The following is a 24,704-nucleotide window of genomic DNA, read 5'->3' on the forward strand; positions in this document are numbered from 1 at the left end:
CCAGATCACACTTTTTGCCGGAAAGAGCTGCCGCAGGCAGACACCCGATCGCCACTGGTTTCCCTTTCGGTTCTGAAACCCGGCAGTCAGAAAAACGCCGCTTCGCTCAGCGGCCAGACGGGGAGGCTGTATAATACTCCCGGTACCACTCCACGAACTGCGCCACCCCCTCGGCCACTCCGGTCTTGGGCGCATAGCCCGTCAGCCGCCGCAGCAGCGATGCATCGGCCCATGTGGCCGGCACATCGCCAGCCTGCATCGGCATCAGATTGCGGTCAGCGGTGCGGCCGGTGGCAGCCTCAACAGCCGCGATAAAGTCGTTCAGCTGCACCGACTCGGAATTGCCGATGTTGATCACCCGGTGCGGCGCCACCGGCGACAGGCTGTCGCCCTCCGGCACAGCCCCATCCGCCGGGCGTTCCGGCACCGCGTCCATCAGCAGCCGGACGGCCTCCACCAGATCGGTGATATAGGTGAAGTCGCGCTGCATGCCGCCATAGTTGTAGACGTCGATCGGCTGCCCTGAGAGGATCGCCTTGGTGAATTTGAACAACGCCATATCCGGCCGCCCCCACGGGCCATACACGGTAAAGAAGCGGAACATGGTGACCGGTAGATCGAACAGATGCGCATAGGAATGCGCCATGTTCTCGGTCGCCTTTTTGGAGGCGGCATAGAAGGACATCTGGTGATCGGCCTTCTGGGTCTCCTTATAGGGCATCTCGGTATTGGCCCCGAATGCGGAGGAGGTGGAGGCCAGAAGCATGTGCCTGGGCGGATGGGCGCGGGCGGCTTCGAGGATCTCAAAGGTGCCGGTGATATTGCTTTCCAGGTAGGAGCGGGGGTTCTCGATGGAGTAGCGCACCCCGGCCTGCGCCGCCAAGTGGACGACATAGTCGGGTCTGTGCTCTGCGAAAAGCGCCATCATGACTCCGGGCTCTTCGATACTGCGGTTGACGACGGAAAAACCCGGGTTCTGTTCCAGCATTGCCTGCCGGTCCCGCTTAAGCCCGACGCTGTAGTAATCCGACAGGTTGTCGATGCCCACGACACTGAAGCCGTCGTCCAGCAGTCGCCGGCACAGGTGGTAGCCGATGAATCCGGAGGAACCGGTGACGAGAACGGTTTGCTGTGTCATCTTCTGCTCCAGAGGCCTGTCTGAACCGCCGGGATCCGGACCCCGGCCATGGGGTGTAGTTTCTCCAGGCGCCGGACCACCCGCCGGGCATTATGGCAAACCGGGCAGGGGCATACCATCCCCGGCGGTTTATTCCAGTAACGCCAATTGGTTCGGCGCAAAGGATCGGCAGCTTCACTGACACCAGCGGGAACCGGCTCAGCAGGATCCGCGCAACGTTCGGCACCTGCCAGCCAGGCTTCCGAACACGGGCACGGGACAGAAACCACAGAGAGTTATGAGAAGATCTGGTGCCGGTGATAGGACTCGAACCTACGACCCCATCATTACGAATGACGTGCTCTACCAGCTGAGCTACACCGGCGCCGCTGGTTTCATAATGCTGGGTGGTGCCGTAGGCAAGCGAAATTGCCGCGCCGCCAGCGGCGGCATAAGACCTTTTCGGGCCAGGCCGCAAAACTCGGAAAACCTTGCTTCCAGCCTGCTATTTCCGTTTGACGCCCCTTGAAAACCATCTTATACGCCGGTCCCACGACACCTGCCCAGGTGGCGGAATTGGTAGACGCGCTAGCTTCAGGTGCTAGTGTCCGTATGGACGTGGAGGTTCGAGTCCTCTCCTGGGCACCATTCCCCCTGCATGTAAATTCAATATCCTGCCCGGCTGACCGGGGATCCGAACGTGTGCCCGCGCAAACCAGCGTGGTCGGCGCAGTTGAGTTTGAAGGCCAAAGCGCCTATCTCCTCTCCAGCCCCTGCCGGCGCGATGATCATCAAAAGGGAATTCCAGTGGCCAACCACCTGTACAAAAACGACCTGCCCGACCGGCTGGACCTCGGTCCCGTTGTCGCCATCGACTGCGAGACCATGGGCCTGAACCCGCACCGCGACCGGCTTTGTGTGATTCAGATGTCGGGCGGCGACGGCAACGCGCACATCGTGCAGGTGGAAAAAGGCCAGACCGCAGCGCCCAACCTGTGCCGGATGCTGGAAGACCCGAATGTGCTGAAGCTGTTCCATTTCGGCCGCTTCGACATTGCCGCCATGTACCACGCCTTTGGCTCCCTGGCCGCGCCGGTTTATTGCACCAAGATCGCCAGCCGCCTGGTACGCACCTACACCGACCGCCATGGCCTCAAGAACCTGACCCAGGAACTGCTGGGCGTCGATATCTCCAAGCAGCAGCAGATGAGCGACTGGGGCGCCGAAGAGCTGACCGAGGCGCAGCTGGACTACGCGGCCTCCGACGTCCTGCACCTGCACAAGCTGCGCGCGGCGCTGGACAAGCGGCTGACCCGTGAGGGCCGCACCGAGATGGCCCAGGCCTGCTTTGATTTCCTCCCCACGCGCGCCAAGCTGGACTTGGCTGGCTGGCCCGAAACGGACATCTTTGCCCACTCATGACCGACGCAGAAAAATTCCTCGTCACCGCGCGGCAGGTGATCACCGATGAAGCCAAGGCGCTGAACACCCTGGCCGAAAGCCTGGATGAGCGCTTTGCCGAAGCGCTGCAGCTGATTTTGCAAGCCAAGGGCCGCATAATCGTCAGCGGCATCGGCAAGTCCGGCCATATCGGCCACAAGATTGCCGCGACCCTGGCCTCCACCGGCACACCGGCCTATTTCGTGCACCCGGCTGAGGCCAGCCACGGCGATCTGGGGATGCTCTCTGAAGGCGACGTTGTGGTGGCGATCTCCAACTCGGGCGAGGCACCGGAGCTGGCCAACCTGCTGGCCTTCACCCGCCGCTTTGCGATTCCGCTGATCGGGCTGTCCAGCAAAATGGACAGCACCCTGATGAAACAGGCCGACGTTCACCTGCAGATCCCCTCGCTGGGCGAGGCCTGCGGCTTTGGCATGGTGCCCTCGATCTCCACCACGCTCACCCTGGCGATGGGCGATGCGCTGGCGATTGCGCTGATGAAGCACCGCGATTTCCGCCCCGAAGACTTCCGCGACTTCCACCCGGGCGGCAAGCTGGGCGCGCAGCTCAGCAAGGTGCGCGACCTGATGCACGCAGGCGACGCCCTGCCGCTGGTCAGCGGGGACACCCCGATGGCCGACGCGCTGATCGAGATCAGCCAGAAGGGCTTCGGCGTCGCGGGCGTGGCAGCTGCCGACGGTTCGCTGGCCGGCATCATCACCGACGGCGACCTGCGCCGCCACATGGACGGTCTGCTGAACAAGACAGCGGCGGAGGTAATGACAACCGGCCCCGCCACCATCGCCCCCGGCGCCATGGCGCAGGAGGCGGTCGCGGTAATGAACCAGCGCAAGATCACCTGCCTGTTTGTCGTCGATCCGGACAATGGCCAAAAGGCTGAGGGCCTGTTGCATATCCACGACTGCCTGCGCGCAGGCCTGGGCTGACTTGGGCCAGGGGGAGCTGACAATGGACAGCCATTCCAGAGCCGTTGCCTATCTCAAGGTGCTGCTGCCGCTGGCGGCCCTGGTTCTGTTGTCCACCCTGTTCCTGATCTCGCGGGGAGTAAACACCGAGGCGGTGATCCCCTTTGCGCAAAAAGAGATCGAGGACCGGATGAAAGGCCAGCAGGTCACCGCTCCCTTCTTCTCCGGCACCACTGCGGGCGGGGATGAGATCATGGTCACCGCCGCGCTGGCGCGTCCCGGCGGCGACGGTACCCCGGCGGTCGCCAGCGATCTGTCCGCCGACATCCGGCTGGCCCAGGGCGGCAGGATCACGCTGGCGTCCGAAACCGGCGCCATTCACCCGGGCCGGGACATGGCGAAGTTTACCGGCAAGGTGACAATCACCTCCGCCGACGGGCTGATTGTCGAAACCGAGGAGCTGAACACCGCCCTGAGCGGCCTGGAAGCCGACAGCCCCGGCCCGGTCCGCGCCACCGGCGCCATTGGCGAGCTGACTGCGGGAAATATGCACATCGGCGTCAAAACCGAAGGCGGCCCTGTCCATATGCTGTTCAAAAACGGGGTGAAGCTGCTATATGATCCCCAGCAACCGGAAAGATAACCTGTGTCCTATTTGCGCGCCTTGATTTTCTGCCTGCCGCTGGCGGTTCTTCCCGGCCTCGCGGCAGCGCAAACGGCCTCCGTCGCTTTTGGCGCCGTCAAGGCCGACCCCAGCCAGCCCGTCGAAGTCACTGCCGACAACCTGGCGGTCAACCAGGCTGACGGATCTGCCGAATTCACCGGCAATGTTCTGATTGTGCAGGGTATCATGCGGCTGTCCGCCGACAACGTCCTGGTGATCTACAAGACCGCGGACGACAGCGGCGCCAAGGCCGGGATCGAACGGCTTGAGGCAACTGGCAACGTCGTGCTGGTCAGCGGCCCCGACGCCGCCGAGGCAGAGCGCGCCGAATATACCATCGACAAGGGCACTATCGTGATGACCGGCAATGTGCTGCTCAACCAGGAAAGCGGCACCCTGGCGTCGAACCGTCTGGAGGTAAACCTGACCTCGGGCACCGCGCAGATGGCGGGCCGGGTGAAGACCATCCTGAACCCGAACGGCGGCAGCAACTGATGGCAAAACCCAACCTGACCGTAACCGAAGGGTCCTCCGGGCTGCGTATCGAAAAGCTGCGCAAATCCTACCGCAAGCGGGTGGTGATCCGGGATGTCTCGATGTCGCTGAATCGCGGCGAGGTGGTGGCGCTGCTGGGTCCCAACGGCTCCGGCAAGACCACCAGTTTCTACGCCATCGCGGGCCTGGTGTTCCCCGAAGCGGGCACCGTCAGCATCGACGGCCAGAACGTGACCGGCCTGCCGATGTACCGCCGCGCGAGGCTCGGCATCGGTTACCTGCCGCAGGAAATGTCGATCTTCCGCGGCCTGTCGGTGGAGGACAACATCTCCGCCGTTCTGGATATCTCGCAAAAGCACGAGCACAAGCGCCGCGAGCGTCTGGAAGAACTCTTGTCGGATTTCTCGATCGAACACCTGCGCCGCGCGCCCGCACTGGCGCTGTCCGGGGGTGAGCGCCGCCGGGTTGAAATCGCCCGCTGCCTGGCAGCCGATCCCAAGTATCTGCTGCTCGACGAACCCTTTGCCGGCGTCGATCCGATCTCGGTCGGCGACATCCGCCATCTGGTGGCCGACCTCAAGAAACGCGGCATCGGCGTGCTGATCACCGATCACAACGTCCGCGAAACGCTGGAGATCGTCGACCGCGCCTATATCCTGCACGACGGCCAGGTTCTGATGTCCGGCAGCCCCGAGGAAGTGGTCGAAAACGAGAACGTCCGCCGGGTCTATCTTGGCGACAATTTCCGCATCTCCTGAGCCGCGGCGCGGGCAGCGGACACCCGGAAAAACTGCTTGAAAGACAGGCTTCTTTTTTCGGCGATATCCATTGACTCTCCCGCTGTCTTGCCGTCGAATTGACCCATGGCATACGCGCAGTCCGATGCAATCCGCTTACCAGCCTTGGCAACAGGGCCCGGATGGATGCACCCGGACGGCTGGCCTGCCCCCCGGTTCCGGACCTGACGTGACACCGCCAAGCTATTGCCTTGGCGGCGGGCCCGGCCGCAATAATTTGTGAAGGAGATCACATGCGTTATAAAATCAGCGGTAAACAGATCGACATCGGTGAAGCTCTGCAGACCCACGTGCAGAACGAGCTGGGTTCGGCCGTGCAAAAGTATGCCGAACGCCCGACCGACGCGGCTGTGGTCTTTTCCCGTTCGGCGCATGAATATGTGTGTGAAGCCACCGTCCATCTGTCGACCGGACTAAGCGCTCAGGCCAAGGCGCATGCAACGGAGATCTACGCCGCCTTCGAGGCCTGCTGCGAAAAGATGGAAAAGCAGCTGCGCCGCTATAAACGCCGTCTGAAGGATCACCACAAGGACCGCAGCGAGCCTGTTGAACATTTGGGCGCTAACTCGTATATCCTCGCGTCTGAAGAAGCGGAAACCGAACCGGACTCGCTGCAACCGATCATCGTCGCCGAAATGGAAACCCGCATTCCGTCGCTGTCGGTGGGGGAAGCGGTGATGCAGATGGAACTTGCAGGCGCCCCGGTTCTGGTCTTCCGCAATGAAGGCAAGGACGGATTGAATGTGGTCTACCGCCGCGAAGACGGCAACATCGGCTGGATCGATCCGTAAACACATCTAAGGCATCGGCGCCCCCGCCGGGGCGCCGGAACGGAGCAGACACATGCAGATTTCCAGCATCCTCAAGCCAGAGGCCGTCCGGGTTATCGGAGCGGCCTCAAGCAAGAAGCGGTTGTTTCAGGAAGTCGCAGATATTGCTCAGACGGCCTATGGGCTGGACGCCCAGCCCACTGTCGAGGCCTTGCTGGACCGCGAGAGCCTCGGCCCCACCGGGGTCGGACACGGCGTCGCCCTGCCGCACGCCCGTCTCGACAGCATCAGCGAGGTCTGCGGCGTTTTCCTGATCCTCGAGAAACCGCTGGATTTCGGCGCCGTTGACCGCCAGCCGGTGGATATCGCCTTTGCGCTGTTTGCGCCTGAGGATGCCGGTGTCGAGCATCTGAAGGCGCTGGCGCTGGTGTCGCGCACCCTGCGGGAGCAAAGCTTCTGCACCAAGCTGCGCGCCAACCATGACCCGGCCACCCTCTACACCATCCTGACCGAGGACCAGTCGGTCCAGGCCGCCTGATCCGCGCACCGTTCTTATTGGTCTCGCTCAACCGCTGACCCGCAGGGCAGCACGCAGCAGCCCCGGCGGCGCGGCCGTTGACTGACGTTGTGCAGAGGCCACAAACGCTCCCGCCCGTCATCACCCGCCCTCCGGCGGCACTCTTCCCGTTGGGCCGCGCATGGGCCAGGGCCTGCGGCCCAGCCCCATGCGGCAGCGACCTTTGACCCGCTCTGAGTGTCAGCACCCAGCCCTGCGCCAGCCGCCGCGCCGCACTCTGTGCGGCGCCGGGCCCAAGGCCGCCAAGGATGTTTGGCGCAGCCATAATCCTGCGGGCGCGGGAGAGTCCCCGCCTGCCTCGGGCTTGCCGGATCAGTCTGCGCGCCAGGGGCCGAAGCCGAACGCCAGATAGTCGCGCTGGTAGACCGAAGCGATCAGCGCCTCCATTTCTGCATCATAGATATCGCCCAGGGCAAACGGCTGCTCCGGCGCCGCAACCGGAACAGGCCCAGGCTCCATCCGCCCCAGTTTCCGCGCCAGGGCCGGCAGGTCCTCCGCCATTTCCGTCTCACGGATCAGCAGGTCCGGCACCCCGACCCCGGCAAAGCCCTCCAGCGCCTGGCTCTGGCTGGCCCATTCCGCGTCCAGCCGGATCGAGGTCTGGCCTGCCAGGCTGGCCCGCACGAATTCCAGGAAGGCCGCAAACGCCTCCCGGTGCTGCGCCCGGGTGTATCCGCCGCCCGGCCCTTCCTCCGGCACCGCCAGCCCGAACTGCCGCCGCAGCGTGTTGCGGATCTGCCGGAAGCTGCCCTCGCCCGCATTCAGGATCCGGCGGCAGAACACCGCATGCGCCCGCGCCGCCGGATGCCGCAGCACGGTAAAGCTGCGGAACCCCTTATTGCCGCGCTTCCACTGGCGCAGCTGCTTCTGGTTCATGCCCCGGATCAGCCCGTCCGGCTCGACCCGGTCCAGCCCCGCCATCCACTGCACGACCTCCGCCTCCGGCCCGCCCTTCAGAGGCAGGTACAGAAGCGGCGTCACCACACCCGCTACATAACCGGGCACCGCCGGACCGCGGCGCGGCTCGAAGTTCGGCGTGCGGGTCAGGTTGAACCGGTCCAGCCCCGACAGCGCCTCCTGCATCTCATCCGGGTTGGCCACTTTGGCCACCACCGGCGCCGGGTTCTGCCGTTTCAGGCTATCATCCAGCGCCTCCAGCTGCTCTGCCACGCCCAGCCAGCGGGCCAGACCGTTCATCACCACGACGTTCTGTAAATCTTCATAGGCCACATAAAACGCCGTCTGCCCCAGCGCCTGCAGCCGGTTCAGCAGCGTCACCTGAAATTCCTGCAGCACCTCCACATGGGCGGCAAATTCCGCCGCATCAAACCGGGCCTTGGCCTCCTTGCGGCGTTTCACATTGGTCAGCTTCCACTGCCCTGTCTCTTGGGCGATCTTCCATGAGACATAACTGTCCAGCGGGTTGCGCGTGAGGATGATCTTGGCGCAGCGCGGATCCTCCAGCATCAGATCCAGCACCCGCGGGTCATGGTCATGGAAATAGCGAAAGCCCCCCAGCACTCCGCTCTGCGCCTTGATCTCCTCGATCAGCCGCGCCGGATCCGCCTCGCGCATGGCCTGAGTCACGCCAAGGATTTCCCCTGAATTCGGGTAGCCGATGAAATGCGGGTTGAAGGCCTCGCCATGGCAGGTGAGCCCGTCAAAGGCATTCAGATTGGTCTCCAGGAAATTGGACCCGGTCCGCATTTCGGCAAAGACAACAAAGTAATCAAAGGAAGGAGAAGACATCGGGAATTATCGCACCAGATAGGGTTTGCGCTGCGGTTTGGAGTGGCGTACCGGGCTCTGCCCGACCGGGAAATCGCCCATCAGATACGGGTGCATGCCCTGGTTCTTCAGATTTTGCAGAAATTGGCCAAAGCCCTCAAGATCCGTCATCGTTGGCGCCTCACTCAGATGCCGCACCGCCATCTGGCCGATTTCACCGGCAATGGTCTGCAACGGTTCCATCGGCGCTTCGGCAAATTCCGCCATGCTCCAGATCCGCACCCGCGCCTTGGTCCATTGCGAACGAAGGATCTTAAGCTGTTCCGCCTCAATCTGCTGCAGCCGGGCCGCCTCCTGCCGGAGTTCCGCGAAACTGCGGTCTGACTTGAACAGCGGCACCGCCCAGGCGCCACTGATCACCGAGACCTGCGCATTTGCATCCCGCGCCACCAGCCAATTCACTGCTTGATTGCCGCTCGGGCCGAACTGGAAGCACTGGCGCTCGCCGCGGGTGTTCCAGATCAGGCTGGTGAGGAAGCTTTCCGGGTTGTAATCCCGCACCTTGGGATTGCCGTTCAGGCAGCCGTTGATCTGGCTCTGGCCCTGAGAGAATTCCGCCCCTTCCGGCGCAAAAAGGTGCCCGTGCACACGGGCCCCGGTTGTGCGGGCCAGCCAGGATTCGAAATCCTCGAACAGCTCGGTAAATCCCTGAAACACCGAATAGGGGCTGGAGGTGACACCGTTCTCCGACCCCCGCGAGGGAAACCGGCTTTGCATGTACAGGCCGGGCCTGCCGCGGGTGCGCCGCTCCACCGCCTTGGCAAAGATGCGGTCGATCTTGCCTGGGTTCGGCTCCGTCCTTTTCATCGCGCCGGCAGAGTCGGTCAGAAACGCCTGATAGAGCCGCTCTGCGTGCGGCCAGATCTTGCGCGCGACAAAGCAGTCGGACCGGCGCAAGAGCTGCAGGTGATCATCATAGAAGATATGCGGCTTACCCTGAAAATCGAACTTGCTGAGCGTCAGCGAGCGGCTCTCGATATTGCTGGAATACAGCCGCGCCAGGGTCTGGAAGTAGCTTTCGTCCGGGATCCAGACCTTGCGGAAGTAGGCGTCATAGACCGGCCGCTCCGCGTCCTCCAGAATTGCCGACAGGGTCTGCCGTGTCAGGCACCACCACTGGCTGCCCATGTGCGGCACCAGCCCGGCGGGGATCCGGCGCCGGATGCGCAGCTTGCGCTGCAGGTCCACGTAGCGGTCAAACAAGAAGCGGTGCCGTTTCCAGGAGAACGGAAACCGCAGGGTGAACCGCTCCTGGCTCAGGCCGCCGACAATCCAGGGCACATCGGCGGTGGTGGCGCTTTCGATGAAATCAGTGTCCGGCCGGGCCGCCAAATAGTCGATCAGCTCCTGCACCGGGCGCAGCGGCAGGCAGGAGCCAGAGGCGAGGTAAACATGCTGCACGCCGGGAAACTCCGCCAGCATCACCTCGGAAGCGGCCTGCGAGGCGGCGACAATACCCCAGGTTCCCCATTCGCAGCGGTGACGGGCGGAAAAGCGGACCAGCGGATTGCCGCTCAGCGCCTCCTTGAAGCAGTCGAACACATGACGGTCGACCTTGCTGTCCACATGCAGCACCACCGGGCAGCCGCTGGCGGTCCAGTGCCGGGCCACCTGCTCCGCGCGCTCCAGCGCGGTGTGGACCAGCATGACAACGCCAAACGTGCTCATGCCCAGTTCCCTTTGGACATCAGCCCCAGGATCTCAAGCTGGCGCCAATTGATGTACTTCTCGCTCCATTTGCACCACAGCTCCGGCTGTTCGGACAGCTTACCGGCATAAGCCTTGTACTCCGCCGAGCCGGCATAATGCTGGCCGCGCACCAGCTCCTCCTCCGCTTTGCCGCTGAAGGTATCGAGGAACTTGGTGTGCAGCAGCGCGCCGCTCGCCTTTTCGCCGCCGTCCGTCTCATAGACCTGGTTCAGCCCGCGCGGCAGCAGCGCATGGGTGGAGCTGGCATAGGCATAGCGGCGGTGCCATTTGACCAGCGGGATCTTATTCAGCGCCGGTGCCTTCCTGGGCTGATCGGCAAAGAACACCCGCGCCCGCGGCCCTCCCTGGATCCACAGGTTGCCGTATTCCGGGTTGTGGCTGATGGTGTAATTGCCGCTGTCGAACCAATGAGCAATCTCCAGCGGGTTCTGCCCGGCCTGGTACGGCACCTCATCAATCCGGCCCTTGGGATAGACGTCCAGCAGCATCGCCGAGAAGCTGCGGATCGCCGAATTGTCCAGCCAGTCAGTCAGCGCCCGGATCGGCCGTGTGTCGCAGAACGGATAGATAAAGAACTCATCCGGATCGACCACCAGCACCCAGTGCCCATGCGCATATTTGCGCTTGAGGTAGTTCATCCAGTCGATGCCAAAGCCTGCACGCTTATAGCTGGCGGTGGTGTGCCACAGCGACACGTCCTCCATCCCGCGCAGATAATCAGCGCTTCCGTCGGTGGAGCCATTGTCCACGAACAGGAAATGATTGATCCCCAGACCACGGTAGTATTGCAGGAAGTACGGCAGCCGGATCTGCTCATTGCGCATGGTGCAGACCAGCAGGATGTCGTCAGGACGGATGGCGCGGGTGTTGTCCTGAACAGACTGCAGCTCACCGGACTTGCGCACCGCGCGGACCAGCCGCCGTTTGCGCCGCAACCGCATCCGGTAAGAATCCCAAAGCCCCACGTCTACTCCAACTCGCTATCCCAGGAGCGCCCCGGCCTGCACGGGCTTTTCTTGAACCCGCTTCAAGCTTCCGCGCAATATGTCACGCGCATAGTCTATTAACAATGAATTTAGAAACAGTTACGCGGGCGTACGGCGCAGCTGCAACAGTCCCCCGCCCCCCGTCACCAGGCGGGTGGCGTCATCAGACCCAGCTCCGCCAGCTGGCCCGTGCCGCGCAAGCGGACAGATCTCTGGTGCCACATATCCGGCGCATCCGTGATCCGGTCATAATAGCCATCAAATTGCTGCGGCGTGTGAAAGTGCTGCCGGCGCTGTTTCTCCGTTGCTGATTTGGAAACAATCTCCGGCAGAAACTTCGTGTGCAGCAGCACCCCGGACGGCGCCGTGCCGCCCGGGCCGTCATACAGCGCATTCAGCCGCCGCGGCAGCAGCGAATGGGTGGAGTTGATATAGGCATAGCGCCGGTTCCAGCGCACCAGCGGGATCTTATTCAAAGTTGGCGACCGCTCCGGCTCCTGCGGGAAGAACACCCGTTCGCGCGCACCGCCCTGCACCCACAGATTGCCCATCTGCTGCTGCCGCACTGAGCGGTAAGGCCCGGCGTCAAACCACTGCAGCACTTCGCACGGGTTCTGCCCCGGCGCATAGCTCTGCGCCCCTAGCGGCCCCTTGGGATACAAATCCAGCATCAGCGCGCCGAAGCCGTCGCGGCCGTCCTGCGCCAGCCGCTGCGTCAGGGCGCCGAGCCCGTGATCCTCCATGCCTGAATAGACCAGCAGCTCATCCGCATCCACGGTCAGGCACCAGCGCCCGTGGCCGTAGCGGATCAGCAGCCATCCCAGCCAGTCGAGGCCAAAGCGGGTGTCCCGGTAACTGCCATCCGCACGCCATAAAGAAACATCCGGCTGCGCCGCCAGCAGCCCGGCGCTGCCGTCGTCACTGCAATTGTCCACAGCCAGGAAATGCACCGCGCCCAGGCGGCGGTAGTATTCCAGGAAGTAGGGAAGCCGGGTGCTTTCATTGCGCAGCACGATAAAGACCAGCACCCCCTCCCTGGGGATCTGCGCGGTGCGGTCTGAAACCTTGGCCATCTGGCGGCGGGCCCGCAAAGCCCGCCACAGCATCCGCCGCCGCTTCCACCGCATCCGGTAGGCCCCTGTGAGGCCCAGCGGCGGCAGCTCAGGGGCGGCGGGGCCAATCATGCTCAGGCCTCGTAGTGGCCCGTCTTATGCCACTTCCAGGCATCGGCGATCATCACCTCCAGGGTGGACCGCCGCGGCTCCCAGCCCAGTTCGGTCACCGCCAGTGTCGAGCCCGATACCAGCTTGGTGCAGTCCCCTGCCCGGCGTTCACCGGTGTTGCAGGGCACTTTGTGCCCGGTCACGGCCTCGGCCTTGTCCATAACTTCGCGCACCGAGAAGCCCGACCCGGTGCCCAGGTTGAACACCTGGCTGCCCTTGCCGTCTTCCAGCCACTTCAGGCCCAGCACATGCGCGTCCACCAGGTCGCAGACATGCACATAGTCGCGGATGCAGGTGCCGTCCGGGGTGTCGTAGTCGGTACCAAAGATGGTCAGCGCGTCGCGCTTGCCCGCAATCGCATCCAGCACCAGCGGCACCAGATGGGTTTCGGGACGGTGGAACTCTCCCACCTCGGCCTCGGGATCGGCACCCGCTACGTTGAAGTAGCGGAAGATCACCGAACGCAGCCCATGCGCGGCGCCGAAATCCTTGAGGATATCCTCCACCGCGCGCTTGGAGGCGCCATAGGCATTCAGCGGCAGCTGCGGGGTGTTTTCGTCCAGCACCACGTTGTCATGCTCGCCATAGGTGGCGCAGGTCGAGGAGAAAACGAAGTCCAGGCAGCCCGCCGCCACTGCGGCCTCCACCAGGTTCAACGAGCCGCCGGTGTTGTTGGCCCAGTAGCGGCCCGGCTCGCTCATCGCCTCGCCGACCTGGCTCAGCGCAGCGAAATGCATCACTGCCGCCGGCTGGTACTTGGCAAACACCTCATCCAGCCGGGCGCGGTCATTCAAGTCGCCCTTCTCGAACGGGCCGAACTTGACCGCGTCCTGCCAGCCGGTCACCAGGTTGTCGTAGGTTACAGGTGTATAGCCCGCCGCCTTAAGCGCCTTGCAGGCGTGCGAGCCGATATAGCCGGCACCGCCGGTCACAAGGATATTCGTCACTGTCTCTGCCCCATGCTGGGCCGCCCCCGGAAGGGCGGCCAGATCGGTTACTGCGCGGCCTTTCCGACCTGCGCGATTTCGGTGATGTAGCTCATCAGGTCGTCCCGCAGCTCATCGCGCGCCAGCGCAAAGGCCACAGTTGCCTGCAGGAAGCCCGCTTTGGAGCCGCAATCAAACCGCTGACCGTTGAAACGGTAGCCGTAAACCGGAACGTCCTGGGCAATATCCTCGGCAATCGCATCGGTCAGCTGGATCTCGCCGCCCGCGCCCTGCTTCATCTTGTTGAGGTTTTTCAGCACAGACGGCGCCAGGATGTAGCGGCCGATCACCGCCAGGTTCGACGGCGCCTCTCCGGCTTTCGGCTTTTCCACCATGCCGTTAGCGGCAACCACTTGGCCCATATCATCTTTGACGTCGAGCACGCCATAGGAGGAGGTCTTCTCCGGCGGCACTTCCATTGCCGCAACCATGTTGCCGCCAGTTTCCTCGTAGGCTTCGACCATCTGCTGCAAGCAGGGCTTTTCCGCCGCGATCACGTCATCCGGCAGGATCACAGCAAAGGGTTCGTTGGCGATCAGCCGGCGGGCGCACCAGACCGCATGGCCCAGGCCCAGCGCCTTGTGCTGGCGGATATAGGCGATGGCACCGGATTCCATGTCGGTGCTCTTCAGGATGTCCAGCAGATCATCCTTACCCTTCTTGCGCAGCTCCTGTTCCAGAACCGGCGAATGGTCGAAATAATCTTCCAGCGCACCTTTGCCGCGCGAGGTGACAAAGATGAACTCCTTGATCCCGGCGGCGCGCGCTTCGTCAATGGCGTATTGCACCAGTGGCCGGTCGACCAGGGTCATGATCTCTTTCGGGACGGACTTCGTTGCCGGCAGGAACCGTGTCCCCAGACCCGCAACAGGAAAAATTGCCTTAGTTACTTTTTTGCGCATGGCGTTCTCTCAATACTCAAATTCCAGACCTGACGGCTCAATCCCGCATCACACGCGGGAAAGCTGGCGCGCGTCATGCCCGGCTCTTTCCAACAAATTGTAGGGCAGCTGCCCGCTGCCTCTGGCTGCCGCTTAGCAGCGGCTGTCTGACCGTTCTTTTCCTCATTACCATCTTCTGCTTACTCATGCCCCATTTTCTTCATCATGGCCTCCAGCCGCGGCACGTCTTCAGGGTTGTTCAATTCCCAGAACTCGCGCCCGCGCGCTTCAACCTCAACACACAGCACCTTGCGCCCATTCTCCAGGAACCGCAGTTGCTCCAGGCCCTCCAGATTCTCCAGCGGCCCGGTCCGCCACCCTGAATACGCCGCCAGGGCGTCCGGACGGTAGGCATAGACGCCGACGTGGTGATAGACCGGCGTATTTTCGCCATCCCCATAGGTCCTGCCGCAATAGGGCACCACCTCTTTTGAGAAGTAGAGCGCACTGCAGTCCTCGGCAAACACCGCCGTTGTGCCGCCAACGCGGCCCGCCTTGCGGTCGGCCAGCAGGCTGTTCAGCGTCTCGCCATTGCAGCGCAGAACCGGCGTTGCCAGCTCCATGCCGGGCGCGCCGCGCAAGCCGGCCACCAGATCCTCGACAAACCAGTGCGGGGTCAGCGGCGCATCGCCCTGCAGGTTGACCACGATCTCATAACCGCCGCCCAGCGCCGCATGCGCCTCGGCGCAGCGCTCCGTGCCGTTGGCGCACGCCTCAGAGGTCATCACCACCTCGGCACCAAACGCCTCAGCCGCCTGTTTAATGCGATCGTCATCCGTCGCCACCACCACCCGGTCCACGCCCTGGACCGAGCAAGCCGCCCGCCAGGACCGTTCCACCAGGGTGCGTTTATCGCCGGTGGCGCCGGTCAGCGGCACCAGCGGTTTGCCGGGATAGCGGGTCGAGGCATAGCGGGCGGGGATGACAATCAGGACAGACATCAGGCTTTCTTCAGTTCCACGGCTGGTGCATAGGCGATGAAGAACGGGTTCGCATAGCCCTCTTTGCCATAAATCAGCGGGGAATGATCGTCAAAACGCACCACTTTGCCGCCTGCGCCCGCAAGAACCGCGTGACCGGCGGCGGTGTCCCACTCCATGGTGCGGCCGACGCGCGGGTACAGATCCGCCTCGCCCGTGGCAACCAGGCAGAACTTCAGCGAAGAACCCGCGCTTTTGCTGTCCTTCACATTGTACTTGCCGATGTAGTCGTCGGTTGCCTGGTCCCGGTGCGATTTCGAAGCCACGACCATCAACGCCGAATTGTCGCTCTCGGCAACCCGGATCGGGCGGGTTTCCCCGATGGTTTCAGGATCGAACGCGCCGGTCTCCTCGACCGCGCTGCCATCCGCCAAGGTAAAGAACATCCGCTCCCTGGCCGGCGCATAGACCACGCCGCGGGTCGGCACCCCCTTCTCCACCAGCGCGATATTGACAGTGAAATCGCCGCGGCGGTGGATGAATTCCTTGGTGCCGTCCAGCGGGTCGACGATCAGGAAGGTGTCGCCGCGCGCGCTGTGCGAGTCCGCCTGCTCCTCGGTGACCAGCATCATATCCGGAAACGCCGCGCGCAGGCCCGCCGAGATCAGCGCGTCCGCCGCCTCATCCGCTTCGGTCACCGGGCTCTCGTCGGATTTCACCTTCACGCCGAAATCGTCGGAATTGTAGATCTCCATGATCTTTGCGCCAGCCTCGATGGCCAGCCGGCGGATCACAGGCACCAGGTCTTCATAAGTCACGCGGACCTCCCTGTCGGGTTTAATTGAAAATTTGCCTCTCGCCTCTTATGATGCGCTGACAGCAGAACGGCAAGCAGCCGCATCGGATTCGAGCAGAGAATACAGGTCTCATGTTTCAGCAGCGCACGCAGCAATCCTGGATCTCCGGTTTTGTCGCCCTCACAGAGGTCGTGTTCCACTCGGCAGTGCGCAGCGTCCGTTCCAAGCACAACAATGCTTTTGCGGCGCTTGGCCTGAACATCCTGCAGGCGGTTCTCTTTGTGGCCGCGTTTTACGTGATGTTTGCCCTTCTGGGGTTGCGCGGCTCCGCCATCCGCGGCGACTTCCTGCTGTATGTGATGTCCGGCGTCTTCCTGTTCCTGGTGCACACCAAGACCGTCAGCGCCGTCGCCGGCGCCGAAGGGCCAAGCAGCCCGATGATGCAGCACGCCCCGATGAACACGATGGTGGCCATTCTGTCCGCAGCCATCGGCGCGCTTTATATTCAGGTGCTGTCGCTGTTCATCATCCTGTTTGTCTACCATGTCGCCTTCACCCCCCTGCATATCGAGGAGCCGGTTGCCGCCTTCGGCATGGTGCTGCTGGCCTGGGTAACCGGCGCCTCGGTGGGGCTGGTGTTTCTGGTGCTGAAACCCTGGGCGCCCAACCTGGTCAGCATCCTGACGATGATCTATTCGCGCGCCAACATGATTGCCTCCGGCAAGATGTTCCTGGCCAACACGCTGCCCAGCTTCATGCTGGCCATGTTCGACTGGAACCCGCTGTTTCACTGCATCGACCAGTCGCGCGGGTTTGTCTTCATCAACTACAACCCGCATTTCAGCAGCTGGCAATATGCGGCCTGGGTGGCGCTGGTGCTGACCGTGATCGGATTGATGGGCGAATTCTACACCCGCCGCCATGTCTCCATCAGCTGGAGCGCGCGCCGCTGATACAAAACGCCCCAAGACTTTTCAGCAAAAGTCTTGGCAAAAGTTTTCCGTAAAACTTTTGCGCCCGCCGCCGGTGTCAGGTGACCACCCTCAATGTCAGGTTTATCCGCCCGCCCTTGGGCAGCAGCCGGGAGGATTTGAACCGGATCCGGTCCACCCCGTGATACATCAGCCGCGCCTCGCCGCCCATCACCACAACATCGCCTGAACTCAGCCAGACCGATTCCGTCTTGCCGCCGCGGGTCCGGTTGCCGATCCGGAACAGCCCGTCATCCCCCAGCGAGACAGACACCACGGGATAGGAGAAATCCGCCTCATCCTTGTCCTGATGCAGCCCCATCCGGGTGCCCTCGCCATAGTAGTTCAGCAGACAGCATTCCGGTTCGCGCTCCAGCCCGGTCAGCTGCCGCCAGATCTCCAGCACCGGCTCCGGGATCGCGGGCCAGGGCCGCCCCGACGGATGCGCCTCGGCGTAACGATAGCCGGAAGCATCCGAATACCAGCCGAACTTCCCGGCCGAGGTCATCCGCACCGACATCTGCCCGCCGCCCGGCACCTTGGGCGAAAACAGCGGCACCGCCTTCAGCACCGGCCGCAGCGCCTCGATCAGCGCCGCCTGGCGGTCGGGCTCCAGACAGCCCTTGTGGATATCAAATCCGCGCACGCGCAGCAGGGTCATTGCCGTTCATCCATCCTTAACCAAAGCCGCCGCAAAAAAGCGCATTGATTCACGCTTGGCCACGCGCCTGAGCGCTTGCAGGGCCGTTTTCACGTCCCTATATACGCCGGGACGCGGCAAGGTGCAGACCAAACCGCAACTTCCATCGGGGCCGGGATGCCGCAACGGGTTCAGGCCTCGGGTAATCGCCTTGAGTAAATGTAAGGGATCGAACATGAGCAAAGTTATCGGCATTGACCTGGGTACCACCAACTCCTGCGTGGCCATCATGGATGGCTCCCAGCCCCGCGTGATCGAAAACGCCGAGGGCGCGCGCACCACCCCGTCGATTGTCGCCTTCACCGACGACGAGCGTCTGGTCGGCCAGCCTGCCAAGCGCCAGGCGGTGACCAACCCCGACAACACCGTTTTCGGCGTCAAGCGCCTGATCGGCCGCCGGTTTGACGACCCCGCTGTCGCAAAAGACAAGAAAATGGTGCCGTTCTCCATTGTCGACGGCGGCAACGGCGACGCATGGGTTGAAGCCAAGGGTGAGAAGTACTCCCCGTCGCAAATCTCCGCCTTCACTCTGGGCAAGATGAAGGAAACCGCGGAATCCTACCTGGGCGAGGAAGTCACCCAGGCGGTGATCACCGTACCTGCCTACTTCAACGACGCTCAGCGTCAGGCCACCAAAGACGCCGGCAAGATCGCGGGCCTCGAAGTGCTGCGCATCATCAACGAGCCGACCGCGGCCGCCCTGGCCTATGGCCTGGACAAGGAAAATACCCAGACCATCGCCGTCTATGACCTCGGCGGCGGCACCTTCGACGTGACAATCCTGGAAATCGACGACGGCCTGTTCGAAGTGAAGTCGACCAACGGCGACACCTTCCTGGGCGGCGAAGACTTCGACATGCGCATCGTCAACTACCTGGCGGATGAGTTCAAAAAGGAAAACGGCGTCGATCTGTCCAAGGACAAGATGGCCCTGCAGCGCCTGAAAGAAGCCGCTGAAAAGGCCAAGATCGAACTGTCCTCCACCTCGCAGACCGAGATCAACCAGCCGTTCATCTCGATGGACCCGTCCTCGGGCCAGCCGCTGCACATGGTGATGAAGCTGACCCGCGCCAAGCTGGAAAGCCTGGTCTCCGACCTGATCAAACGCTCGATGGACCCCTGCAAGGCGGCCCTCAAGGACGCAGGCCTCTCCGCCTCCGACATTGACGAGGTGGTTCTGGTCGGCGGTATGACCCGGATGCCGAAAGTCATCGAAGAGGTGACCAAGTTCTTCGGCAAGGAGCCGCACAAGGGTGTGAACCCGGATGAAGTGGTTGCCATGGGCGCTGCCATCCAGGCCGGCGTTCTGCAGGGCGACGTCAAGGACGTGGTGCTGCTCGATGTGACCCCGCTGTCCCTGGGCATCGAAACCCTGGGCGGTGTCTTCACCCGCCTGATCGACCGCAACACCACCATCCCGACCAAGAAGTCGCAGGTGTTCTCGACCGCGGAAGACAACCAGAACGCCGTGACCATCCGCGTGTTCCAGGGCGAGCGTGAAATGGCGGCAGACAACAAGATGCTCGGCCAATTCAACCTCGAGGAAATCCCGCCGGCACCGCGCGGCATGCCGCAGATCGAAGTGACCTTCGACATCGACGCCAATGGCATCGTGTCGGTCGGCGCCAAGGACAAGGCGACCGGCAAGGAACAGCAGATCACCATCCAGGCGTCGGGCGGCCTCTCGGACGACGACATCGAAAAGATGGTCAAGGACGCCGAAGCCAACGCCGAGGCGGACAAGGAACGCCGCGAGCTGGTGGAAGCCAAGAACCAGGCAGAATCGCTGATCCACTCCACCGAGAAGTCGGTCGAGGAGCATGGAGACAAGGTCGACCCGTCCACCGTCGAGGTGATCGAGCTGGCCGTTGCCGCGCTGAAGGACGATCTGGAGAACGAGAAATCGACCGCCGAGAAGATCAAATCCGGCATCCAGAACGTGACCGAAGCCGCCATGAAGCTGGGTGAGGCGATCTACAAGGCGCAGGCCGAAGAAGCTGAGGAAGAGCCCGCAGCCGCGGATGACGCCGCAGCAGGCCCGGCCGATGACGACATCGTCGATGCCGAATTCGAAGACCTGGACGACGACAAGCGCTAACGCCTGACACGCAGGCCAAGGCGGGCCGGTCCGTACCCCGGACCGGCCCATTTTCGTTGAGGCAGATGGGGTAACCGATGTCAAAACGTGACTATTACGACGTTCTCGGGGTGGCCAAAGGCGCCTCCGCAGACGAAATCAAAAAAGGCTTTCGCAAGAAGGCCAAGGAACTGCACCCCGACCGGAACAAGGATAATCCGGACGCAGAGGCGCAGTTCAAAGAGGCCAATGAGGCCTATGACGTTCTGAAGGACGCCGAGAAAAAAGCGGCTTACGACCGATTTGGCCATGCCGCCTTTGAAAACGGCATGGGCGGCGGCCAGCGCGGCGGTCAGGGCCAGGGCTTTGGCGGCGGCGATTTCTCCTCCGCCTTCTCGGATGTCTTCGACGACCTGTTCGGCGATTTCATGGGCGGCCAACGCGGCGGCGGCGGCGGACGGCAGCGGGCGACCCGCGGCGCCGATCTGCGCTACAACCTGCGGGTTTCGCTGGAGGAGGCTTTTGCCGGCCTGCACAAGACCATCAAGGTGCCGACGTCGGTGGCCTGCACCTCTTGCGAGGGCACCGGCGCCGAAGGTGGGGTTGAGCCGACCAACTGCCCGACCTGCTCCGGCATGGGCAAGGTCCGCGCGCAGCAGGGCTTCTTCACCGTCGAACGCACCTGTCCGACCTGTTCGGGCCTCGGCCAGATCATCAAGAACCCGTGCAAATCCTGCCACGGCCACGGCCGGGTGGAAAAGGACCGCTCGCTGTCGGTGAACATTCCGGCAGGCGTCGAAACCGGCACCCGCATCCGCCTGGCAGGCGAGGGCGAAGCCGGCCTGCGCGGCGGCCCTCCGGGCGACCTCTACATCTTTGTCGAGGTGGCACCGCACAGCCTGTTCGAGCGTGATGGCAACAACCTTTATTGCCGGGTGCCGGTCAGCATGGCCAAGGCGGCGCTTGGCGGCTCCATCGAGGTGCCGACCATCGACGGCGGCCGCGGCCGGGTGCAAATCCCCGAGGGCAGCCAGTCCGGCCGCCAGATGCGCCTGCGCGGCAAGGGCATGCCGGCACTTCGCGGCGGTGCCACCGGCGACATGTTCATCGAACTGGCGGTGGAAACCCCGGTCAACCTCACCTCGCGCCAGCGGGAGCTGCTGCGCGAGTTCGAGGAGATCTCCGAGGAAAACACCAACCCCGAATCCCGCAGCTTCTTTTCTTCGGTGAAAAGCTTCTGGGATGGGATGAAAGGCTGAGCGCCGGGATTAGCGTTCCCAAGCCGCATTTGAAAGCGCCCCAACCGGGGCGCTTTTCTTTTGCGCCAGCCAGACCAGCTGCCAGCCTGTCACGGCAGAAAACAGTCACGCTGCGCCGCGGCGGTGCACAGAGGGGGCACGCCTGTCACCCCCATTCTGCCGCCGCATTGCGGCAGATATTAACACTTCCTCAACCATGATGGCCGCACCATGGCGGCATGGCACAGGATCCCGCTTTCCAGGACGTCTCCCTGCCGCTGTTTCCCGGCAGCGAGGAGGCCGCGGTCGTGCCCGCAGACCCGGGCCGCCTGCCCTCCTACATCAAGGACCACCGCGCCCGTTTGCGCGAACGCTTCATGCAGGGCGGCGCCGCGGCGATGCCCGATTACGAACTGCTGGAGCTGGTCCTGTTCCGCTCCATCCCGCGCCGCGACGTGAAGCCTCTGGCGCGGCAATTGCTTGAAACATTTGGAGATTTCAACCGCGTGGTAACAGCCTCTCCGGAACGCCTGGCCAATGTCCCCGGCATTGGCGACGCCGTTATCACCGATTTCAAAGTGCTGGAGGCCGCCGCCCACCGCATGGCCCGCGCCCGCATCATGCAGCGGCAGGTGATTTCCAGCTGGGACGCGTTGCTGGACTATTGCCACACCACCATGGCCCACCGCGAGACGGAGCAGTTCCGCATTCTGTTCCTGGACCGCAAGAACGTTCTTATCGCCGACGAGGAGCAGGCCCGCGGCACCGTTGACCACGTCCCCGTCTATCCCCGCGAGGTCGCAAAACGCGCCCTTGAATTGAACGCCAGCGCCTTGATTTTAGTGCATAATCACCCGTCCGGCGACCCAACGCCGTCAGACAGCGACATCGCCATGACGGACCAGATCCAGGCAGCTCTCACCGCGCTGGGGATCACCCTGCACGATCACCTTATCATCGGAAAATCCACCGAACTCAGCTTCCGCGCCCAGGGCCTCTTCTAGCGCGCCCGGTCCCCTAGGCTTACCGCACCCAGACCTCGACCCGGCGGTTGATCTGTCGGCCCCAGGCGCTGTCGTCACACGCCATCGGCAGCGCTTCGCCAAACCCCTCTGTCCGGACCTGCACCCGGCTGATATCAGCAGTCTCCGCCGCCTCCACCACCGCGTCGCGCACCGCGCCGGCTCGTTTCAGCGCGATCTGCCGGTTGCCCTCCGCAGGGCCAACGCCATCGGAAAACCCCGCAAAAACAAGCTCCTTGGCGTCAAATTCCCCGGCTTCCAGCGCGCGGGCCAGCTGCTCGATATTGCTACGGGACTGCGCATCCGGGCGGGCCGAGCCGGGCTCGAACCGGAACGAGGCGGTCAGCCGCCGCATCCCGCCCAGCACCGTGACCAGCCGCTGCAGCTCCTCCAGCCCGGCCTGACCTTCCGCCGCCAGGACCGCATTGGCAAAGCGGCTGCCCTGGCGGCTGACCGGGATCAGCTCCGGCGCCTGATCCACGAACCCCGCCCGCCGGATCACCGCCTGCGCCGCGGGTCCGCGCACATAGGTCAGAAAATCCCGCGCCACCTTGGGCAGGCGGCGGGCCGGCAGGTACAGGAACATCGGCACCGTCAGCGGATAATCCTCGGTCTTCACTGCCCGGCGGCTCGCCTGAAGAGAAAACCCGCACGGCCCCGTCAGCGTCAGCACCCGCGCCGCGCCCTTCTCAGCATAGCTGGCGATGCCGATGGCAAAGGGATCCACCAGTACCCGGCGCACCAGTGTGCTGCTGCGATCATGGCGCCGGATCTGCGGCGAGAACCCGGCGCCAAACGGCGCCATCAGCTTGTCCTCCACCGCCTGTGCCAGTCCTGAGCCGGACACCGGCATATGCAGCGAAATCGGCGCATCAGGGCCGCCTAGCTCCTGCCAGTTGCCGATCCGGCCGGACAAGACTCCCGCCAATTGCGGCAAGGAAATCTCCGTCACCGGGTTGCTCGGCGCTACCACCGGCACAAAGGCATCCAGCGCCAGAACCCGGCTGCGGCCCGGTCCGGTCAGATCCCCAAGCCCCGCAGCGTGGGCAGCCTTGCGTTCAAGCGGGCGGATCTCCCGCAGCGCCATCGCGACATCCGCCTCATCCGCGACAAGCGCGGCGAAACCGGCATCCGTGTTGCTGGCGGTGAAGGTGAACCGCGCGGCCGGCTGCTGCCCACGCAGCAGGACATGGCTGAAATTCCCTGCCGGCAGCGGTTCGCGCCGGGTCTGATAGCCGTTGCGCAGCGCAAAGCCCTCGATCAGAGCCGGAAGCAGCACCTCTGACATGGTGGAAGATCCGGCGAGGGTGATTTCCGCCACAAAGCCGGACAGGCTGGGACAGCCCGGCCCCTCGCAGGTCACGCCGGAGCCATCGACGGTCAGCTCGCCGAACTGCGTCTGGATCCGGTAGAACTCGCCATCGAAGCCCAGCAGGGTGCCGGTTATTTCAACTGCACCATCCGGGGAAGAGAGGGTGACGTCCTCGGCCGCAAGCGCACGCGCAAAAGCTGCCAGAAAAAGTGCGGCGCAAATGGCCGCACGAATGAAGGTCATGTGGATACCTGAAGTTACCGCAAATCAGTTGGCGACGATTTTCAGGTCTTCCACCAGATTATTCAACACAAGAAAACTGCCTTGCGCATCGCAATCCGGCATTGCCATCACCAGATCGCGGCTGCTGAGCCGGCCTCCGCTCAGCTGCAGCGCCTGAGCGGAAATATCGCGGCCACAGTTAAGGCCCGTCACCTCCGCTTCTGCGGTTAGGGTAATGATGCCGGACCGGTCCGAGCGGTTGGCCGGCACACTATAGATCTCTGCAATCCGCGGCGCCACCAAACTGGGGTCTCCGAGGCGAACCACCCGCCCGGCGGCCGCGTCAGATGCGGCCCCGTGCCAGACGTGCCCGGCGCTGTCATACTCGGCGCCAAACTCCCGGGCGTGCATTTCGAGGCCGCTGGGGCCGCTCCACTGCAGCACCACGCGCTCCATGGCCTCCGTACCGGCCACTTCGGCGACGGCAACGGCCCCGCCGCCGCTAGCGGTCTCCGCAATGTACACCGCGGTCCGTGTCAGGGCCGGAACCTGTGCAGCGTAGTGCCCGGTCCGGTCCAGCGCGGCCGTGAAGATCATTCCGCTGTGATGAACGGTCAGGCGCTCGCCGCCATGGCACGGCGCGGCGACGGAGAGCGTGACCATGGCCATCGGGGCAGCCTCGGCCGATGCCGTCACACGGCAGTGTTCCGGTTGCGCCGGAGCCGGTCTTTGCGGCTCAGCGGCAGCAGGGGCGGTATCAGCCGCGAGCGAGGTCAGAGTGATGTTCTCAATTTTCAGCTCCGCCGGACCGGGTTCAGCCGGCAGTTGGGGATCAGCGGCGGCAGATGCGTCATCTGCCCAGCGGGGGCTTGATGCCTGCATGTAGAACCCGATGCCCAGTGCGCACGCCAGCGTCATTGCACTTGTCAGCATCACCTGTTTGCTCAGCATGAGATCCTCCTGAACCTGTCTGATCAGAAAAGCTTGCTGGAAAATGCCGGCCGGTTTGTGGCCTTAAACGGGAG

The 24,704-nt window shown here is 63.5% G+C and carries 23 protein-coding genes and 2 tRNA genes; 12 read left to right on the forward strand and 13 right to left on the reverse strand.

Features of this window, described 5'->3' with window-relative positions:
- Window positions 1-106 precede the first annotated feature (106 nt).
- The gene (locus AC5STI_RS13270; RefSeq protein WP_495447004.1) at window positions 107-1,138 is read right to left on the reverse strand and encodes an NAD-dependent epimerase/dehydratase family protein; all 1,032 of its coding nucleotides are present in this window, start codon (window positions 1,136-1,138) and stop codon (window positions 107-109) included.
- A 288-nt stretch (window positions 1,139-1,426) separates the two neighbouring features.
- Window positions 1,427-1,502 (reverse strand) — tRNA-Thr (locus tag AC5STI_RS13275).
- Between the two features lie 176 nt (window positions 1,503-1,678).
- On the opposite strand from AC5STI_RS13275, the gene AC5STI_RS13280 reads away from it, so the two are divergent.
- The 8 genes from AC5STI_RS13280 (at window position 1,679) to AC5STI_RS13315 (ending at window position 6,747) form a co-directional block, all read left to right on the forward strand.
- Window positions 1,679-1,765, forward strand: a tRNA-Leu gene (locus tag AC5STI_RS13280).
- 159 nt (window positions 1,766-1,924) lie between these two features.
- Window positions 1,925-2,539, forward strand: coding sequence for a ribonuclease D (locus AC5STI_RS13285; protein ID WP_495447005.1), 615 nt, complete (start codon window positions 1,925-1,927; stop codon window positions 2,537-2,539).
- A complete protein-coding gene (locus AC5STI_RS13290; protein ID WP_495447006.1) occupies window positions 2,536-3,504 on the forward strand; it encodes a KpsF/GutQ family sugar-phosphate isomerase in 969 nt (322 codons plus the stop codon). Before AC5STI_RS13285 ends, AC5STI_RS13290 begins: the two co-directional genes overlap by 4 nt.
- Before the next feature lie 22 nt (window positions 3,505-3,526).
- Complete coding sequence (gene lptC, locus AC5STI_RS13295; protein ID WP_495447007.1) at window positions 3,527-4,126, forward strand: LPS export ABC transporter periplasmic protein LptC; 600 nt, start codon at window positions 3,527-3,529, stop codon at window positions 4,124-4,126.
- A gap of 3 nt (window positions 4,127-4,129) precedes the next feature.
- Window positions 4,130-4,642 carry a lipopolysaccharide transport periplasmic protein LptA gene (gene lptA / locus AC5STI_RS13300; RefSeq protein WP_475048374.1) on the forward strand — a complete coding sequence of 171 codons (513 nt, stop codon included), beginning with the start codon at window positions 4,130-4,132 and terminating at the stop codon, window positions 4,640-4,642.
- Window positions 4,642-5,400, forward strand: coding sequence for an LPS export ABC transporter ATP-binding protein (gene lptB / locus AC5STI_RS13305; RefSeq protein ID WP_259967740.1), 759 nt, complete (start codon window positions 4,642-4,644; stop codon window positions 5,398-5,400). Before lptA ends, lptB begins: the two co-directional genes overlap by 1 nt.
- A gap of 272 nt (window positions 5,401-5,672) precedes the next feature.
- Complete coding sequence (gene hpf, locus AC5STI_RS13310) at window positions 5,673-6,230, forward strand: ribosome hibernation-promoting factor, HPF/YfiA family (RefSeq protein ID WP_475048377.1); 558 nt, start codon at window positions 5,673-5,675, stop codon at window positions 6,228-6,230.
- Window positions 6,231-6,282: 52 nt separating this feature from the next.
- Window positions 6,283-6,747, forward strand: a complete 465-nt coding sequence (locus AC5STI_RS13315) for a PTS sugar transporter subunit IIA (protein ID WP_475048378.1) — start codon at window positions 6,283-6,285, stop codon at window positions 6,745-6,747.
- 351 nt (window positions 6,748-7,098) lie between these two features.
- On the opposite strand, the gene AC5STI_RS13320 is transcribed toward AC5STI_RS13315, so the two are convergent.
- From AC5STI_RS13320 to cysQ, 8 genes are all read right to left on the reverse strand, one after another.
- The gene (locus AC5STI_RS13320) at window positions 7,099-8,535 is read right to left on the reverse strand and encodes a nodulation protein NodH (protein WP_495447008.1); all 1,437 of its coding nucleotides are present in this window, start codon (window positions 8,533-8,535) and stop codon (window positions 7,099-7,101) included.
- A gap of 6 nt (window positions 8,536-8,541) precedes the next feature.
- Window positions 8,542-10,242, reverse strand: coding sequence for a DUF5927 domain-containing protein (locus AC5STI_RS13325; protein ID WP_495447009.1), 1,701 nt, complete (start codon window positions 10,240-10,242; stop codon window positions 8,542-8,544).
- A complete protein-coding gene (locus AC5STI_RS13330; protein WP_495447767.1) occupies window positions 10,239-11,225 on the reverse strand; it encodes a glycosyltransferase family 2 protein in 987 nt (328 codons plus the stop codon). Before AC5STI_RS13330 ends, AC5STI_RS13325 begins: the two co-directional genes overlap by 4 nt.
- A 188-nt stretch (window positions 11,226-11,413) precedes the next feature.
- A complete protein-coding gene (locus AC5STI_RS13335) occupies window positions 11,414-12,454 on the reverse strand; it encodes a glycosyltransferase family 2 protein (RefSeq protein WP_495447010.1) in 1,041 nt (346 codons plus the stop codon).
- Window positions 12,455-12,456: 2 nt separating this feature from the next.
- Window positions 12,457-13,440, reverse strand: a complete 984-nt coding sequence (gene galE / locus AC5STI_RS13340) for a UDP-glucose 4-epimerase GalE (protein WP_495447011.1) — start codon at window positions 13,438-13,440, stop codon at window positions 12,457-12,459.
- A 47-nt stretch (window positions 13,441-13,487) separates the two neighbouring features.
- A complete protein-coding gene (galU, locus tag AC5STI_RS13345; RefSeq protein WP_475048389.1) occupies window positions 13,488-14,381 on the reverse strand; it encodes a UTP--glucose-1-phosphate uridylyltransferase GalU in 894 nt (297 codons plus the stop codon).
- Window positions 14,382-14,560: 179 nt separating this feature from the next.
- Window positions 14,561-15,361, reverse strand: coding sequence for a 3-deoxy-manno-octulosonate cytidylyltransferase (locus AC5STI_RS13350; RefSeq protein WP_475048391.1), 801 nt, complete (start codon window positions 15,359-15,361; stop codon window positions 14,561-14,563).
- Window positions 15,361-16,158, reverse strand: coding sequence for a 3'(2'),5'-bisphosphate nucleotidase CysQ (gene cysQ / locus AC5STI_RS13355; RefSeq protein ID WP_495447012.1), 798 nt, complete (start codon window positions 16,156-16,158; stop codon window positions 15,361-15,363). The genes AC5STI_RS13350 and cysQ overlap by 1 nt, the downstream gene beginning before the upstream one ends.
- A gap of 110 nt (window positions 16,159-16,268) precedes the next feature.
- On the opposite strand from cysQ, the gene AC5STI_RS13360 reads away from it, so the two are divergent.
- Window positions 16,269-17,090, forward strand: coding sequence for an ABC transporter permease (locus tag AC5STI_RS13360; RefSeq protein ID WP_475048394.1), 822 nt, complete (start codon window positions 16,269-16,271; stop codon window positions 17,088-17,090).
- Window positions 17,091-17,166: 76 nt separating this feature from the next.
- On the opposite strand, the gene AC5STI_RS13365 is transcribed toward AC5STI_RS13360, so the two are convergent.
- Window positions 17,167-17,769 (reverse strand): alpha-ketoglutarate-dependent dioxygenase AlkB family protein, encoded by a 603-nt coding sequence (locus tag AC5STI_RS13365; protein ID WP_495447013.1) that lies wholly within the window; start codon window positions 17,767-17,769, stop codon window positions 17,167-17,169.
- A 214-nt stretch (window positions 17,770-17,983) separates the two neighbouring features.
- Between AC5STI_RS13365 and dnaK the strand changes: the two genes are divergently transcribed.
- The 3 genes from dnaK to radC all read left to right on the forward strand — a co-directional run bounded on the left by dnaK (window position 17,984) and on the right by radC (window position 22,127).
- A complete protein-coding gene (dnaK, locus tag AC5STI_RS13370) occupies window positions 17,984-19,906 on the forward strand; it encodes a molecular chaperone DnaK (protein ID WP_475048400.1) in 1,923 nt (640 codons plus the stop codon).
- A 77-nt stretch (window positions 19,907-19,983) separates the two neighbouring features.
- Window positions 19,984-21,144, forward strand: a complete 1,161-nt coding sequence (gene dnaJ, locus AC5STI_RS13375) for a molecular chaperone DnaJ (RefSeq protein WP_490397801.1) — start codon at window positions 19,984-19,986, stop codon at window positions 21,142-21,144.
- 218 nt (window positions 21,145-21,362) lie between these two features.
- The gene (gene radC / locus AC5STI_RS13380) at window positions 21,363-22,127 is read left to right on the forward strand and encodes a RadC family protein (RefSeq protein WP_495447014.1); all 765 of its coding nucleotides are present in this window, start codon (window positions 21,363-21,365) and stop codon (window positions 22,125-22,127) included.
- A gap of 19 nt (window positions 22,128-22,146) precedes the next feature.
- Here the strand turns inward: radC and AC5STI_RS13385 are convergent, their stop codons facing one another.
- Both AC5STI_RS13385 and AC5STI_RS13390 read right to left on the reverse strand, forming a co-directional pair.
- A complete protein-coding gene (locus tag AC5STI_RS13385) occupies window positions 22,147-23,700 on the reverse strand; it encodes a phosphate ABC transporter substrate-binding/OmpA family protein (protein WP_495447015.1) in 1,554 nt (517 codons plus the stop codon).
- Window positions 23,701-23,724: 24 nt separating this feature from the next.
- On the reverse strand, window positions 23,725-24,630 hold the full coding sequence (locus tag AC5STI_RS13390; protein WP_495447016.1) for a hypothetical protein: 906 nt from the start codon (window positions 24,628-24,630) through the stop codon (window positions 23,725-23,727).
- Between the last annotated feature and the right edge of the window lie 74 nt (window positions 24,631-24,704).

The sequence above is a fragment of the Leisingera sp. CC-HEC096 genome (assembly GCF_059429235.1).

Bases quoted from the DNA above. Each gene is read 5' to 3' on its own strand.
- AC5STI_RS13270 (WP_495447004.1), bottom strand. From the start codon at position 1,138: ATGACACAGCAAACCGTTCTCGTCACCGGTTCCTCCGGATTCATCGGC.
- dnaJ (WP_490397801.1), top strand. From the start codon at position 19,984: ATGTCAAAACGTGACTATTACGACGTTCTCGGGGTGGCCAAAGGCGCC.
- AC5STI_RS13290 (WP_495447006.1), top strand. From the start codon at position 2,536: ATGACCGACGCAGAAAAATTCCTCGTCACCGCGCGGCAGGTGATCACC.
- lptB (WP_259967740.1), top strand. From the start codon at position 4,642: ATGGCAAAACCCAACCTGACCGTAACCGAAGGGTCCTCCGGGCTGCGT.
- AC5STI_RS13320 (WP_495447008.1), bottom strand. From the start codon at position 8,535: ATGTCTTCTCCTTCCTTTGATTACTTTGTTGTCTTTGCCGAAATGCGG.
- AC5STI_RS13350 (WP_475048391.1), bottom strand. From the start codon at position 15,361: ATGTCTGTCCTGATTGTCATCCCCGCCCGCTATGCCTCGACCCGCTAT.
- AC5STI_RS13360 (WP_475048394.1), top strand. From the start codon at position 16,269: ATGTTTCAGCAGCGCACGCAGCAATCCTGGATCTCCGGTTTTGTCGCC.
- AC5STI_RS13330 (WP_495447767.1), bottom strand. From the start codon at position 11,225: ATGCGGTTGCGGCGCAAACGGCGGCTGGTCCGCGCGGTGCGCAAGTCC.
- AC5STI_RS13365 (WP_495447013.1), bottom strand. From the start codon at position 17,769: ATGACCCTGCTGCGCGTGCGCGGATTTGATATCCACAAGGGCTGTCTG.
- hpf (WP_475048377.1), top strand. From the start codon at position 5,673: ATGCGTTATAAAATCAGCGGTAAACAGATCGACATCGGTGAAGCTCTG.
- lptC (WP_495447007.1), top strand. From the start codon at position 3,527: ATGGACAGCCATTCCAGAGCCGTTGCCTATCTCAAGGTGCTGCTGCCG.
- AC5STI_RS13335 (WP_495447010.1), bottom strand. From the start codon at position 12,454: ATGATTGGCCCCGCCGCCCCTGAGCTGCCGCCGCTGGGCCTCACAGGG.
- galU (WP_475048389.1), bottom strand. From the start codon at position 14,381: ATGCGCAAAAAAGTAACTAAGGCAATTTTTCCTGTTGCGGGTCTGGGG.
- dnaK (WP_475048400.1), top strand. From the start codon at position 17,984: ATGAGCAAAGTTATCGGCATTGACCTGGGTACCACCAACTCCTGCGTG.
- AC5STI_RS13385 (WP_495447015.1), bottom strand. From the start codon at position 23,700: ATGACCTTCATTCGTGCGGCCATTTGCGCCGCACTTTTTCTGGCAGCT.
- AC5STI_RS13315 (WP_475048378.1), top strand. From the start codon at position 6,283: ATGCAGATTTCCAGCATCCTCAAGCCAGAGGCCGTCCGGGTTATCGGA.
- radC (WP_495447014.1), top strand. From the start codon at position 21,363: ATGGCACAGGATCCCGCTTTCCAGGACGTCTCCCTGCCGCTGTTTCCC.
- AC5STI_RS13390 (WP_495447016.1), bottom strand. From the start codon at position 24,630: ATGCTGAGCAAACAGGTGATGCTGACAAGTGCAATGACGCTGGCGTGC.
- AC5STI_RS13325 (WP_495447009.1), bottom strand. From the start codon at position 10,242: ATGAGCACGTTTGGCGTTGTCATGCTGGTCCACACCGCGCTGGAGCGC.